Origin of the sequence: Olsenella sp. An188 (assembly GCF_002160255.1) — a bacterium.
Taxonomy (GTDB): Bacteria; Actinomycetota; Coriobacteriia; order Coriobacteriales; family Atopobiaceae; genus Thermophilibacter; species Thermophilibacter avistercoris.
The window spans coordinates 1-13,577 of sequence record NZ_NFKF01000008.1 but is presented as its reverse complement, the minus strand read 5'-3'; the positions used below and the strand labels follow the sequence as shown (position 1 = coordinate 13,577).

Genomic DNA, 13,577 nt, shown 5'->3' with positions numbered 1-13,577 from the left:
CCTTCTCGCCGGCGGCCCGCGGGTCCGTGCCCCCCCCGCGTCGCACAATTCCGGAATTGTGCGGCGCGCAGCCTGTCACGACGGCGTTTTCTTAAGCGAGAAGAGCCCCCAACAGGGCTTTTGCCCCGCGACGCTCTCCGGGCGCCGCACAATTCCGGAATTGTGCGCCGTCCGGGCGGGCGGGGCCGCAAATCGCCTGTTGGGGTTCTTCTCGCGCTTAGGAAACCCGCGTCGTGCGACGCGCGGGGGGCGGATGGGCGAGAAGGACGCGGCGGCGAGAAGAGCGGCGCTGGCCCGCCGCCGCGCGCCCGCGAGGTTCTTCTCATCGGCGCGCACTGCTAGAATCATGGCCTGACGTCAGCGGCAGAAGGGGAGCGAGGTGCCGGGGGATTCTCGATACGTTGTCCACGAGGGGTGCGACCACATCTTCTTCGTGGGGTTTCTCGGCGCGGGCAAGTCGACGCTCGCCCGCAACCTCGGCGCGCTCTTCCACCGCCCCAGCGTCGACACGGACCGTCTCGTGGAGCGCGCGCTCGGCCTGAGCGTGGCGGAGATCTTCGCGTCGGAGGGCGAGGGAGCCTTCCGCGCCGCGGAGACGCGCGAGCTCAGGCGCCTCGCCGGCCGCAAGTCGCTGCTCGTGAGCTGCGGCGGGGGCATCGTGGAGCGCCCCGAGAACTGTGCGCTCATGCGCGAGATGGGCGTCGTGGTGTTTCTCGACGGCGACCTGGCCGACTCGCTGCGCCAGATCCGCTGTCCCGAGAGGCGCCCCGACCTCGGGTCGGCCGAGCACGCCGCCGAGGTCTACCGACACCGCCGCCCGCTCTACGAGGCGGCGTCCGACCTCAGGATCGACATTCGCGGAAAGACGTTCGAGCAGGTGGCCTCCGAGGCGGGGCAGCTGCTCTGGGAGAGGGGGCTCTTATGAGCGAGGAGACGACGGCCGAGGCTCGCCCGGACGCCGAGGCGGGGCAGGGCGCCGAGAAGGACGTGCGTGCCGAGAAGGACGCGGTCGCCGAGAAGGCGGCCCCGGCCAAGTCCTACACCCCGCCGCGCGTGCGCCAGTGGGTCACGCTGCGCTCGGGCTCGATGGACCTGCGCGCGGGCACGGGCATACTCTCGGACCTCGCGCAGACGCTGAAGTCCGCCGTGGGCCGGCCGCATGGCTGCGCGCTCGTCTACGAGGCCGGCGCCACCGCCGACGCCGCGCTCGAAACGCTGCGCAGAAGCATCTCCGACAAGGGCTTCGACCTGCGCATCGCCGAGCTCCCCGCGTCCACGTGCGACCTCGCCGCCGTGGCGGCGACCGACGAGCTGCTCGCCGAGCTCAAGATCACCGCCGACGACGTGGTCGTCGCCGTGGGCGGCTACGAGGCGCTCTCCGTGGCGTCGTTCGCGTGCTCGACGTGGTGCGGGGGCGTCTCGCTCGCCGAGGTCCCGCTCGACCCCGCCGCGGCCGTGGCCGCCGCGACCACCCCCCGCGCGCTCGACCTCCCGGGCCTGCCGCGCATGGTGGAGCGCGAGGGGACGGCGCGCTTCTCGACGATCGACACCGAGCTCTTCGACCTCGACGTCGCGTCAGAGCCCATGCGGCTCGCCTTCGCCCTCATGGTCCAGACGGCCGTCTGCGAGTCCGACAAGGCCTTCGGCCGCCTGTGGGACGCCGCCGACGAGCTCGCCTCCGGCAGCGAGTCGGCCCTCGTGGCCCAGCTGCAGGACAGCGTCAAGTCGCGTGGCAAGGTCGTCGCGTCGACCTCTGCGGCCGTGAGGCAGTCGATGGAGCTCGGGCGCAGCTTCGCGCACGCCCTCATGCGCGTGGCCGGGTCCGACGTGGCCGCCTCGACGGCGCTCGGCGACGGCCTGCGCTTCGCCTCGCGGCTCGGCGTCGCGCTCGAGTCGCTCGCGGTGGACGACATGTTTGCCGTCGACGAGCTGCTCGAGCGCCTCGGGGTGGGCGAGACGGGCGTGGCCGTGGACGAGCGCGCGCTGCTCGAGGCCCTGGTCGACGAGCGCTTCCGGCGCACCAACCGCCTCATGCTCGCGCTGCCGCGCTCGCTCGGGCGCGTGCGCCTCGCGGCCGTCGCCCAGGAGACGCTCGCCGAGCACGTGGGGGCCTGGTGCGCGAGCCGGCCCGCCGCAGACGCCGCCGGCCGCGCATAGAACACCAAGACAGGGAGGACAGGAACATGGCAGACGCAAAGACCGTCGCCGGGCGCGTGGCGCGCCTGCGCGAGCTCATGGAGGAGCGCGGCTACGACGCGGTCGTGCTGCGCAACAACCCCGACCTGCGCTGGCTCACCGGGGCCGAGCGCACCTTCGACTTCGAGCACGCCCACACGGCCGTGGTGAGCGCGGAGGGCCTGTGGCTCCACACCGACTCGCGCTACTACAACACCTTCCGCGAGCGCCTGGGCGAGGACTGCCCCTGGCTGATCGACCAGGACCTCGTTGACCCGGCCGGCTGGGCCGCGGCGCGCGTGGCCCAGGCCCGCGCGCGCGTGGTGGCCGTCGAGGACACCTGCGACCTCGCGTTCTACGACGCCTTTCTCGCCGCGTGCTCCGCTGCCGGGATCGCCTGCCTGACCCCGCGCCTGCACGGTGACATCTGCGACCTGCGCTCGGTCAAGGACGCCGAGGAGATTGAGCTCATGGCGCGCGCCCAGGAGGTGACCGACGCGGCCTTCGACCACATCTGCGGCTACATCCGCGCCGGCCAGACCGAGCAGGAGATCCGCGTCGAGCTCGAGAACTACATGCTCTCCCACGGCGCCGACGAGCTGTCCTTCTCCACGATCATCGCCGCCGGGCCCAACGGCGCCAACCCGCACGCCCAGCCCGGCCCCTACGTGGTCCGCGAGGGCGACCTCATCGTCATGGACTACGGCGCGGGATACCGCGACTACCACTCCGACATGACCCGCACCGTCTGCGTGGGCGAGCCCTCCGAGGAGCAGCGCGCGGTCTACGACGTGGTGCGCCGCGCCCACGAGGCCTGCGCCGCCGCGGTCCACGCGGGCGTGGTGGGGCGCGACGTCCACCAGGTGGCCGTCGACGTCATCATGGAGGCCGGCTACGGCGACTACTTCAAGCACGGCCTCGGCCACGGCGTGGGCCTCGAGATCCACGAGCGCCCCAACTTCAACCGCAGCTGGGACCGCCCGGTCCCGGCCGGCTCGGTCGTGACCATCGAGCCGGGCATCTACCTGCCCGGAAGGTTCGGCATCAGGCTCGAGGACTTCGGCGTGGTCACCGAGGGCGGCTTCGAGCCCTTCACGCGCTCCACGCACGACCTCGTCGTCGTGGGGGCCTAGCCGCCGCACGGGGGTCGTCCGCGCGCGTCTTCGGGCCTTGCGCAAACGAGGGCAGACACGGCAGGGGGTTCTTCTCGCCCGGCGAGAAGAACCCCCTGCTCGCGCATGGGTCGGGAACTGCCGGGCCGGCGCCTCCGCCCCCGCCGCTATCCCCAGAAATGTGAGCGGAACGTCTTCACGAGGTGTTCACAAGTTGGTAGAATGTGGACGGTGCGTGGAGCAACGGGGGAGAAGTTGTGCAGGGGGAATCCGTTGCCGCACGCATCTGTCCGTAGGTAAGGGTCCGCGAAACAACGAAGGAGGTAAGCGGTGGTTAGCATTGTTCTAGCCAGTCATGGCACGTTCGCCGAGGGCATAAAGATGTCCGGCCAGATGATCTTTGGCCCGCAGGAGAACGTCGCAGCCGTGACGCTCATGCCCGAGATGGGGCCTGACGACCTCAGGGCCAAGATCCTCGAGGCCGTCGCAGGCTTCGACGACCAGGATCAGGTGCTGTTCCTGGTCGACCTCCAGGGCGGCACGCCCTGGAACCAGGTCTCGCTCCTGCTCGGCGAGGAGGGGCACGAGAACTGGGTGGCAGTCGGCGGAATGAACCTGCCGATGCTCATCTCGGCCTACGGTGCCCGCATGGGCGCCGAGACCGCTGCCGACGTGGCCAAGGAGATCTACCCCGAGGCCAAGGCCGGCGTCTGCATCAAGCCCGAGGAGCTCGCTCCCGCGGAGGCAACCCCTGCCGCCGTCGCGCCCGCAGCTGCCCCGGCCGGCGCCATCCCGGAGGGCACCGTGCTCGGCGACGGCCACATCAAGTTCGTGATGTGCCGCGTCGACACCCGTCTGCTCCACGGCCAGGTGGCCACCACCTGGACCAAGCAGACCAACCCGGACCGCATCATCGTCGTCTCCGACGGCGTGGCTCACGACGAGCTGCGCAAGACGATGATCCAGCAGGCCGCGCCTCCGGGAGTCAAGGCCCACGTCGTGCCGATCAAGAAGATGATCGAGGTCGCCAAGGACCCGCGCTTCGGCGCCACCAAGGCGATGCTGCTCTTCGAGACCCCGCAGGACCTCCTGGCCTGCATCGAGGGCGGCGTCGACATCAAGAAGGTCAACCTCGGCTCGATGGCCCACTCCGTGGGCAAGGTCGTCGTGACCAACGCCATCGCCATGGACCAGGCCGACGTCGAGTGCCTCGAGAAGCTCGCCTCCCTGGGCGTCGAGTTCGACGTCCGCAAGGTCCCGGCGGACTCGCCCGAGAACTTCGACTCCATGATGAAGAAGGCCAAGTCCGAGCTGGCCGCACAGGCATAAGAAGGAGGGAAACATGTCGGTATTCACAATCATCCTGATTGTCATCGTTGCCTTCCTCGCCGGCATGGAAGGCGTTCTTGACCAGTGGCAGTTCCACCAGCCGCTCGTCGCGTGCACGCTCATCGGTCTGGTGAGCGGTCACCTCGACGCCGGCATCATCCTCGGCGGCACCCTGCAGATGATGGCCCTCGGCTGGGCCAACGTCGGCGCCGCCGTCGCCCCTGACGCGGCGCTCGCGTCGGTGGCCTCGGCAATCCTGATGGTCCTCGCGCTCAACTCCGGCGCTGACCAGAGCCAGGCCATCACCACGGCCATCGCCGTGGCCGTGCCGCTGTCCGTGGCTGGCCTCTTCCTCACGATGATCGTCCGTACGATCGCCATCCCCATCGTCCACATCATGGACGGCGCGGCGGCGCGTGGCGACTTCTTCGCCATCGACCTCTGGTCCATCATCGCCATCTGCCTGCAGGGCATCCGCATCGCCATCCCGGCCGCGGCCCTGTGCTTCATCCCGTCCGAGGCCGTCATGGGCGCTCTCCAGATGATGCCCGCCTGGCTCAGCGACGGCATGACGATCGGCGGCGGCATGGTCGCGGCCGTCGGCTACGCCATGGTCATCAACATGATGGCGACCAAGGAGGTCTGGCCGTTCTTCGCGCTGGGCTTCTGCCTCGCCGCCATCTCCCAGCTCACCCTCATCGCCCTCGGCGTCATCGGCATCTCCCTGGCCCTCATCTACCTGGGCCTCAAGGAGGTCGCCAAGTCCGGTGCCGGCGCCGCTGGCTCGGGCGACCCGCTCGGCGACATCCTGGACGACTACGAGTAGGAAGGGAGGAGAGGCTTAAATGGCAGACAAGAAGATTACGCTCTCCAAGAACGACCGCCTTGCGGTTTGGTTCCGCCACCAGTACCTCCAGGGCTCCTGGAACTACGAGCGCATGCAGAACGGCGGCTGGTGCTTCTCGATGATTCCCGCCATCAAGAAGCTCTATCCCAACAAGGAAGACCAGATCGCGGCGCTCAAGCGTCACATGGAGTTCTACAACACCCACCCGTACGTGTCGTCCCCGGTCATCGGCGTCACGCTCGCCCTCGAGGAGGACCGTGCCAACGGCGCACCCGTCGAGGACGCGGCCATCCAGGGCGTCAAGGTCGGCATGATGGGCCCGCTCGCCGGCGTCGGCGACCCCGTCTTCTGGTTCACCCTTCGCCCGCTGCTCGGTGCCCTCGGCGCCTCGCTCGCCATGGGTGGCTCCATCATGGGCCCGATCCTGTTCTTCGTGGCTTGGAACGTCATCCGCCTGGCCTTTGAGTGGTACACGCAGGAGTTTGGCTACAAGCTCGGCACCTCCATCACCAAGGACCTCTCCGGCGGCCTGATGGGCAAGATCACCGAGGGCGCCTCCATCCTCGGCATGTTCGTCATCGGCGGCCTGGTGGAGCGCTGGGTGTCCATCAAGTTCACCCCGATCGTCTCCACGGTCACCCAGTCCGAGGGCGCCTACATCGACTGGAACGCCATCGCCGAGACCGCCAACGGCGGCGGCCAGGGCGTGGCGGACGCCATCCAGAGCGCGCTGTCCCAGTACAGCTCGCTCGGCGCCACCGGCCTGAGCATCGACAAGGTCACCACGCTCCAGGCCAACCTCGACCAGCTCATCCCCGGCCTCGCCGCCGTGGGCGTGACGCTGCTGTGCTGCTGGCTGCTCAAGAAGAAGGTCTCCCCGATCGTCATCATTATCGGCATGTTCGCCGTGGGCATCCTCGGCCATCTCGCCCGCCTGCTCTAGGATCGGAGCCGACCTCGCGACGCCCGTCGTCGCGCTCAAAGGGGCCGCGCCCTCGCCAAAAGTGTCACAATGGCACCTTGCGGCGGGGGCGCGGCCCCGCAATGCGAAAGGGGAGATCACCATGGCACAGTCTCAGAACAAGGAGGTCGAGCTCACGATCCCGGCCACCTTCTTCGTCGGGCTCGGCACGTACGGCAAGATGATGCTCGGGGACAAGGCCCTCGAGTTCTACAACGACCGAAACGTCGAGGACTACATCCAGATCCCGTGGGACGAGGTCGACTACGTGAGCGCGTCGGTGATCTTCGGGCGGCACATCTCGCGCTGGGCGGTCTTCACCAAGCAGAACGGCCACTTCGCGTTCTCCACGCGCGACAACAAGGCGGCGCTGCGCGTGGTGCGCAACCACATAGGCAACGAGAAGGTCCTGCGCTCCATGGACTTCCTCGACGTCCTTCGTGCCGGCGTCGCGGGCCTCTGGCACAAGGTCACGCGCCGCGGCTAGCGTCTCGGGCGCAGTTTAGCGTTTTGGTGGTCGGGCGGGAGGCGTGCTAAAATACCTGCCCGTATGCGAGTACGACCAGAAAGGCGCAACATGGCAACCATCAGCACGGCAGACTTCAAGAACGGCATGGGCCTCAAGATCAACGACAAGTACTACACGATCGTCGAGTTCCAGCACGTCAAGCCCGGCAAGGGCGGCGCCTTCGTCCGCTACAAGATCCGTGACCTCAAGACCGGCCGCGTGATCGACCAGACCTGCAACGCCGGCACCAAGTTCGAGAACGTGCAGCTCATCACCAAGGAGATGCAGTACCTCTACAACGACGGTGGCACCTACTACTTCATGGACAACGAGACCTACGAGCAGGTCGAGCTCCCGGCCGACTTCATCGGCGACAACGCCAAGTGGTTCAAGGAGAACGACAACGCCCAGCTCCTCTACGCCGACACCGAGCTTCTGGGCGTCGAGCCCCCGATGTTCATCGAGGCCGAGATCACCGAGACCGACCCCGGCTTCAAGGGTGACACCGTCCAGGGCGGCACCAAGCCCGCCACCATCGAGACCGGCGCCGTCATCCAGGTCCCGATGTACCTCAACCAGGGCGAGCGCGTGAAGGTCGACACGCGCACCGGCAAGTTCGTGAGCCGCGTGTAGACTCGTCGCCCTTCGCAGGCAGAGCCGCCCGCGGGGCCTCGGTCCCGCGGGCTTTTTTGTCGCCCGCCGCCCGGCCGCGGCGGGCGCGCCCGCCAACGGGTATACTGTTTGGATGACTGGATAGAGGGCTGCGCGCCCGGGTTCGACAAGGGGGTCTCCATGGCCGAAAGCGAGCTTCACGTCTCTGGCATCGGCATCTCCAAGGATGTCGTCTCCACCATCGTCTCCATCGCCGCGCGTCGCGTCGAGGGCGTCGCATCCGTCGGGGGCAACGACATCGCCTCGAGCCTCATCTCGGTCTTCACGAGCAGGAGCGTCGCCCCGGAGAAGGCCGTGGAGTCCTTCGTCGAGGACGACAAGCTCCACGTGACCGTCCACCTCGCCGTGTTCTACGGCTACCCGTTCACCAAGCTGGCCGCCGACGTCCGCGAGGAGGTCGCGCGCGCGGTGACCGAGCAGATCGGCGTTGCGGTCTCCGCCGTCGACGTGTGCATTGACAGCCTCGTCTTCCCCAAGGAGTAACTTGAGCACTCACTTCGGCGGGCGCACCCTCGCCCGCAGCCAGGCCCTTCAGCTGCTGTTCCAGGCCGAGGCGAACGGCCGTGCCGTCATCGAGGTGCTGGACGGCGAGTACGCCCTCTCGGAGGGCCCTCTCGACGACTACGCCCGCCGGCTCGCGCTCGGCGCCGACGAGGTCCGCCCGGACCTGGACGCCGTCATCTCGATGCGCGCCCGCGGCTGGTCGCTCTCGCGGCTCAACGCCGTCGACCGCAACCTGCTGCGCCTCGCGCTCTACGAGATGCTGCTCGTGGACGACGTCGACGTCCCCATCACCATCGACGAGTGCGTGGAGCTCGCCAAGGCCTACGGCACCGACGAGTCCTCGCGCTTCGTGAACGGCGTGCTCGGCCGCGTGGCCGACGACCTCGAGGCGGGCGTGGACGTCGTCGCCGCCGCCCGGGAGGCCGCGCGCACGCGTGCCGCCGAGCGTGACGAGGCCCCCGCCGACGAGGCTCCCGCCCCGGCCGACGGCGTCGCGGAGGCCTAGCCCCATGGCCCGCGTGGACGTCTCGCGCTACCAGAGCTTCTCCGAGATCACCGAGCGCCTCGACGACATCGTCGCCCAGGTGCGCGACAAGGACGTCTCCCTCGAGCGCTCGCTCGACCTCTTCGACGAGGCAATCGCGCTCGGGTCCAAGGCCGTGAGCCTCGTGGACGCCACGGACTTCTCGCCCGAGGAGGAGGCGCGCCTGGCGCAGGCTCCCTCCGAGGAGGGGGAGGCCGAGCCGGAGGGGGAGGCCGGGCAGGGCGAGCCCGCCGGCCAGGGCGACGCCGACGCCTCCGGGAAGTAGCGATGCCCCGACGCCGCCGCCTTGACGCCGAGCTCGTCGAGCAGGGGTTCTTCTCGTCCGCCGACGTGGCGCTGCGCGCCGTGCTGGCCGGCGACGTCTCCACCACCGACCGCAGGATGGACTCGCCCGGCGAGCAGGTGCTGCCGGGAATCGAGCTGCACGTGCGCGGCCGCGCGCGCTACGTGAGTCGCGGCGGCCTCAAGCTCGAGCGCGGGCTCGAGGCGTTTGGCGTGGACGTGCGCGGGCGCGACTGCCTCGACGTGGGCTGCTCGACGGGCGGCTTCACCGACTGCCTGCTCAAGCGCGGTGCCGCGTCCGTGACCTCCGTTGACGTCGGCTACGCCCAGTTCTCCTGGGAGCTTCGCCGCGACCCCCGTGTGCGCCTGCTCGAGCGCACCAACGTCGTGGACGTTCCGGCGATCCTGGGCACGGGCGTCGTCGACGTTGCCGTCTGCGACGTCTCGTTCACCTCAGTGACCACGGTGCTCCCCGCGGTGCTGGCGCTGCTCAGGCCCGGAGGCACCTTCCTCACGCTGGTGAAGCCCCAGTTCGAGGCCGCGCGCGAGGACGTGGGGGAGGGGGGCGTGGTGCGCGACGCCTCCGTGCGCGCCGCGGCGCTCGAGCGGGTGCGGAGCGCCTTCGTCGAGGGGGGCCTGAGCGTGCGCGGCAGCGTGGAGAGCCCGATCACCGGCCACAAGGGCAACGTGGAGTACCTGCTCTGCGGCAATCTGGGCGCCTAGGGCGCGCTTCGAGGGCCCGCGCGCAGATCGCGCGTCGCAAGCGCCCCCGGGCGGGGTAGAATCGAATGCGTGTACGCTTTCGGGAGAAGGGCTGCCGTGAAGGTTCTCATCGTCGTCAACCATGCGCGCGAGGACGCCATGGAGAGCGCCCGCCGCCTCGAGGACTGGCTCGACGAGCGGGGCGTCGACGTGGCGTGGGCCCACGACAAGAGGCGCTTCCCGCTTGCCGTGGACAGCGCCGACGACTGCGACCTCGTGGTGTCGCTCGGGGGTGACGGGACGCTCCTGCGCGCCGCGCGCATCGTGGGCTACGCGGGCGTTCCCGTGCTCGGCATATCCTACGGCCACCTGGGGTTTCTCACCGCGGCGGGGCCGGAGGACCTCATGGTCACGGTGCGCGACGCCCTGGCCGGGGAGCTTCACGTGTCAAGGCGCGCCACGCTCGACGTGGAGTGCGAGTTCGAGCGCCCCGACGGCACCACCTACACGCGCCACAGCTTCGCCCTCAACGACTTCGCGCTCTCGCGCGGCGGCGCGGGCGACATGGTCGAGTTCGACGTCTCCGTCTCGGGCAAGCACATCGACCGGCTGCGCGGGGACGGCTTCGTGGTCTCCACCGCAACCGGCTCCACCGGCTACGCGCTGGCGGCCGGAGGCCCCATCGTCACGCCTGAGTTCAGGGGCATGGTCTGCGTGCCCATAGCCCCGCACACGATCATGGCGCGGGCGTTTCTCACCTCGCCCTCGGACGTCGTGGAGATCGAGATGAGCCCGGAGCGCCCCGCCATGCGCCACTTCTTCGCGGACGGGCAGCCCGTGCGTCGCGAGAAGGACAGCGTGGGCGTGCGCGCCTGCGTGCGGCGCGGCCCGGGCGACCTCGTCCTTCTCGACCGGAGCTCGCAGAGCTTCTACGACTCGGTCTCGAGGGTGTTCTACGGGCAGGTGGGAAAGTGATTCCCCGGGGAGGCGCGACGCGCGGAAACGGACGGCGGGACGCATGATCGCCGAGCTGCACGCGCGCGACGTCGCGCTCATCCACGACGCGACCATCGAGCCGTCCGCGGGGCTCACCGTGCTCACGGGGGAGACGGGCGCCGGCAAGACGGCGCTGCTCTCGTCGATCAAGCTGCTCGTGGGCGAGCGCGCCGACGCGGGCCAGGTCCGCGAGGGCGCCCCCGGGCTCGAGGTCGAGGGGCGCCTGTTCCTGCGCGACGCCGATGAGGACGGGGTCGTGGTGCGCCGCCGCGTCTCTGCGGACGGCCGCGGGCGCGTCGAGCTCGACGGGAGGATGGCGAGCGTGCGCGAGCTCGCGACGCGCGTGGGCGCCTCCGTCGACCTGTGCGGCCAGCACGAGCACCAGCGCCTCCTTGCCGTGCAGACCCACGTCGAGCTGCTCGACTCCTGGATCGGCGCGCCGGCCGCCGACGCGCTCGCCGGCTACCGCGACGCGCTCTCGGCGGCCGACGAGGCGGCGCGCGAGCTCGAGCGCGTGCGCGAGCTCGGGCGCGCGACGGGCGAGCGGCTCGACGAGGCCGCCTTCGTGCTGCGGCGCATCGACGAGGTCGACCCGCGCGAGGGCGAGCTCGAGGAGATCGAGGCGCAGCTGCCGCGCGTGGAGCACGGGGAGGCGCTCATGGCCGCGGCCGCGGGCGCGCGCGAGCTGCTCTCGGGGGACGCCGGGGCGTGCGACGCGCTCGCCGACGCCGTGCGCGCCCTCGAGGAGGCCTCGCGCTTCGACGAGTCGCTCGGGCGGTGGGCCAAGGCGCTCGAGAGCGCCCTCATCGACGTGGAGGACGTGTCCGGCGAGCTGCGCGACTACGCGGACGAGGTTGACTTCGACCCGGAGGAGCTCGAGCGCCTCCAGGCGCGCCTCGCCGCGCTCGAGGGCCTGCGACGTGCCTACGGGCCGCGCATGGACGACGTCCTCGCCCGGCGCGAGGAGGCACGCGAGGTCGTCGCGGCCGCCGGGGACGGCGGGGAGCTCGAGCGACGTGCCGAGCGGGAGCTGCGTCGCCGGGAGGCCGAGCTGGCCGAGGCGGCCGACGCGCTCGACGCGGTTCGCGCCGAGGCGGCCCCGCGCCTGGCCGCGGCGGTCACCGAGCAGATGGCGTCCCTCGAGATGGGGTCCGCCTCGCTCGAGGTCGAGCAGGGCCGCCTGCCCCGCGCGGAGTGGGGCCGGCGGGGGCCGTCGCGCGTGGAGTTCCTGTACCGCCCGGGCGCCGGGCTCACGGCGCGGCCGCTGCGCAGGATCGCGTCGGGAGGCGAGGTCAGCCGCGTGATGCTGGCGCTCAAGGTGGTGCTCGGCGAGGCGGACGACTGCGAGACGCTCGTCTTTGACGAGGTGGACGCCGGCGTGGGCGGCGCGACCGCGGTGGCGCTCGCGGGCGTGCTGGCGCGCCTGGCGCAGACGCACCAGGTCATCGTGGTCACGCACCTCGCGCAGGTGGCGGTGGCCGCTGAGAAGCACTATCTTGTGCGCAAGTCCGCCGGCGAGGGCGGCGTGCCGGAGACCTCGCTCGTGGAGATCTCCGGCGAGGACCGTGTGGCCGAGGTCGCGCGCATGCTCTCCGGGGACACCGGCGAGGCGAGCCGGGACCTTGCCCGCGAGATGCTCGCCTCGCGCGGGCGCGCGTAGCGTCGCCGCCGCGGGCTCGGGGCGCTCGACCGGTCGCTTTTCTCGCCGGGCCCGCCCGCCGCACTTCTCGGGCCGGGCCCTGCGCGTTGTGGGAGAATGGCGGCGTTGGCAGACGTCGAGAGGAGCGCACATGGCCGAGAGGAACGCACGTCGCGGGGAGCGCGGGGGACGCGGCCCGAGCCGCTCGGAGCAGGCCAGGCGCCACGTCGAGGAGATGGGCCGTCGCTTCCCGGACGAGATCGCGCGCGCCGTCTTGGCCACGCGTGCCTTTGACGGAGCCCCCGAGCCGCCCTCCGGCGCCGAGGGCTGCGTGCCGAGCGTGACCGTGGTCGACGAGGACTCCGTTGCCGCCGTGCTGCGCCTGGGGCGGGGCCTGGCCTCGGCCTGCGACCTGGCGGTCCTGGACTTCGCGAGCTTCCTGTGGCCCGGCGGCTCCTACGAGCGGGGTGCCTGGGGCCAGGAGCAGGCGCTCTGCGCCTCGAGCTTCCTCTACAACGTGCTCTCCGAGAAGGGCGGCTGGTACGCCGAGAACCGCCGGCGCAACGTGAACTGCCACCTGTACCGCAACCGCGCGCTCGTGGTGCCGCGCGTGCGCTTCGAGCGCGACGGCTACCACTCCTACGCGGACGTCATCGTCGCCGCGGCGCCCGACGCGCGGCGCGCCCGCGAGGAGTACAAGGTGGCCGACGAGGCCCTGGCGGCGGCGCTCGCCGACCGCGTGCGGCTGGTCATGGCAATCGCCGACGAGCTGGGGCACCAGAGGCTGGTCCTGGGCGCCTTCGGCTGCGGCGTCTTTGGCTGGGACGCGGCAACGGTGGCCGAGGCCTTCCGCGCCGAGCTCGCGGGCGGCGCGCACGTGGCGCGCGAGGTGGTCTTTGCCGTGCCGCGCGGGCGCGCGGACGAGAACCTCGAGGTCTTCGAGCACGCGCTGGCCACCTTCCCCGAGGCCAACGCGGCGTCGTACGTGAGCCGCGCCGAGCGCGCCGCCGAGGCCGAGCGAGCCGCGTCCGAGGCCGCCGAGGACGAGGAAGACGACTGGCGCAAGTACCTGTAGCCGTCGTTCTTCTCGGCCGAACCGTCCACAACCCGCACGTTTCCGAGGAGTATGCTGCTTCCGGACGCTTTTCGGTCCCGAACCGTCCGCAACCTGCACGTTCCCAGGGAGGGTGCAGGTTGCGGACGCTTTTCTCGGCCGAACCGTCCGCAACCTGCACGCACCTCGCCGTCTGGCGAGAAGAACGCTCTTCTCGCCGCCTAGGACCGCGCCCGGGTGCGAGCCAGCGCG

15 protein-coding genes are annotated in these 13,577 nt (G+C 70.6%); all 15 read left to right on the top strand.

The window, feature by feature from the left end; all coding sequences use genetic code 11:
* Positions 1 to 379: 379 nt before the first annotated feature.
* Positions 380 to 925, top strand: a complete 546-nt coding sequence (locus B5F23_RS08545) for a shikimate kinase (RefSeq protein ID WP_087353779.1) — start codon at positions 380 to 382, stop codon at positions 923 to 925.
* On the top strand, positions 922 to 2,157 hold the full coding sequence (locus B5F23_RS08540) for a hypothetical protein (RefSeq protein ID WP_087353776.1): 1,236 nt from the start codon (positions 922 to 924) through the stop codon (positions 2,155 to 2,157). The genes B5F23_RS08545 and B5F23_RS08540 overlap by 4 nt, the downstream gene beginning before the upstream one ends.
* A 26-nt stretch (positions 2,158 to 2,183) precedes the next feature.
* Entirely contained in the window at positions 2,184 to 3,308 is a 1,125-nt protein-coding gene (locus tag B5F23_RS08535) for a M24 family metallopeptidase (protein WP_087353772.1), read from the top strand.
* Between the two features lie 309 nt (positions 3,309 to 3,617).
* Positions 3,618 to 4,616 carry a PTS sugar transporter subunit IIB gene (locus tag B5F23_RS08530; protein ID WP_087353770.1) on the top strand — a complete coding sequence of 333 codons (999 nt, stop codon included), beginning with the start codon at positions 3,618 to 3,620 and terminating at the stop codon, positions 4,614 to 4,616.
* A 13-nt stretch (positions 4,617 to 4,629) separates the two neighbouring features.
* Positions 4,630 to 5,442 (top strand): PTS mannose/fructose/sorbose transporter subunit IIC, encoded by an 813-nt coding sequence (locus B5F23_RS08525; protein ID WP_087353766.1) that lies wholly within the window; start codon positions 4,630 to 4,632, stop codon positions 5,440 to 5,442.
* Between the two features lie 19 nt (positions 5,443 to 5,461).
* The gene (locus tag B5F23_RS08520; RefSeq protein ID WP_087353763.1) at positions 5,462 to 6,406 is read left to right on the top strand and encodes a PTS system mannose/fructose/sorbose family transporter subunit IID; all 945 of its coding nucleotides are present in this window, start codon (positions 5,462 to 5,464) and stop codon (positions 6,404 to 6,406) included.
* A 121-nt stretch (positions 6,407 to 6,527) separates the two neighbouring features.
* Entirely contained in the window at positions 6,528 to 6,911 is a 384-nt protein-coding gene (locus tag B5F23_RS08515) for a DUF956 family protein (RefSeq protein ID WP_087353759.1), read from the top strand.
* A gap of 90 nt (positions 6,912 to 7,001) precedes the next feature.
* Positions 7,002 to 7,565, top strand: a complete 564-nt coding sequence (gene efp / locus B5F23_RS08510; RefSeq protein WP_087353756.1) for an elongation factor P — start codon at positions 7,002 to 7,004, stop codon at positions 7,563 to 7,565.
* 159 nt (positions 7,566 to 7,724) lie between these two features.
* Positions 7,725 to 8,087, top strand: coding sequence for an Asp23/Gls24 family envelope stress response protein (locus tag B5F23_RS08505; protein WP_087353753.1), 363 nt, complete (start codon positions 7,725 to 7,727; stop codon positions 8,085 to 8,087).
* A gap of 1 nt (position 8,088) precedes the next feature.
* The gene (nusB, locus tag B5F23_RS08500) at positions 8,089 to 8,613 is read left to right on the top strand and encodes a transcription antitermination factor NusB (RefSeq protein ID WP_087353750.1); all 525 of its coding nucleotides are present in this window, start codon (positions 8,089 to 8,091) and stop codon (positions 8,611 to 8,613) included.
* A gap of 4 nt (positions 8,614 to 8,617) precedes the next feature.
* Positions 8,618 to 8,917 (top strand): exodeoxyribonuclease VII small subunit, encoded by a 300-nt coding sequence (locus tag B5F23_RS08495; protein WP_087353747.1) that lies wholly within the window; start codon positions 8,618 to 8,620, stop codon positions 8,915 to 8,917.
* Between the two features lie 2 nt (positions 8,918 to 8,919).
* Positions 8,920 to 9,657: a TlyA family RNA methyltransferase gene (locus B5F23_RS08490; protein ID WP_087353745.1), complete on the top strand. Its 738-nt coding sequence runs from the start codon at positions 8,920 to 8,922 to the stop codon at positions 9,655 to 9,657.
* A gap of 96 nt (positions 9,658 to 9,753) precedes the next feature.
* Positions 9,754 to 10,611: an NAD(+)/NADH kinase gene (locus tag B5F23_RS08485; protein ID WP_087353742.1), complete on the top strand. Its 858-nt coding sequence runs from the start codon at positions 9,754 to 9,756 to the stop codon at positions 10,609 to 10,611.
* Between the two features lie 43 nt (positions 10,612 to 10,654).
* Complete coding sequence (gene recN, locus B5F23_RS08480; protein WP_087353739.1) at positions 10,655 to 12,292, top strand: DNA repair protein RecN; 1,638 nt, start codon at positions 10,655 to 10,657, stop codon at positions 12,290 to 12,292.
* A gap of 130 nt (positions 12,293 to 12,422) precedes the next feature.
* Entirely contained in the window at positions 12,423 to 13,346 is a 924-nt protein-coding gene (locus B5F23_RS08475; protein ID WP_087353735.1) for a TIGR02452 family protein, read from the top strand.
* The last annotated feature ends 231 nt before the right edge of the window (positions 13,347 to 13,577 follow it).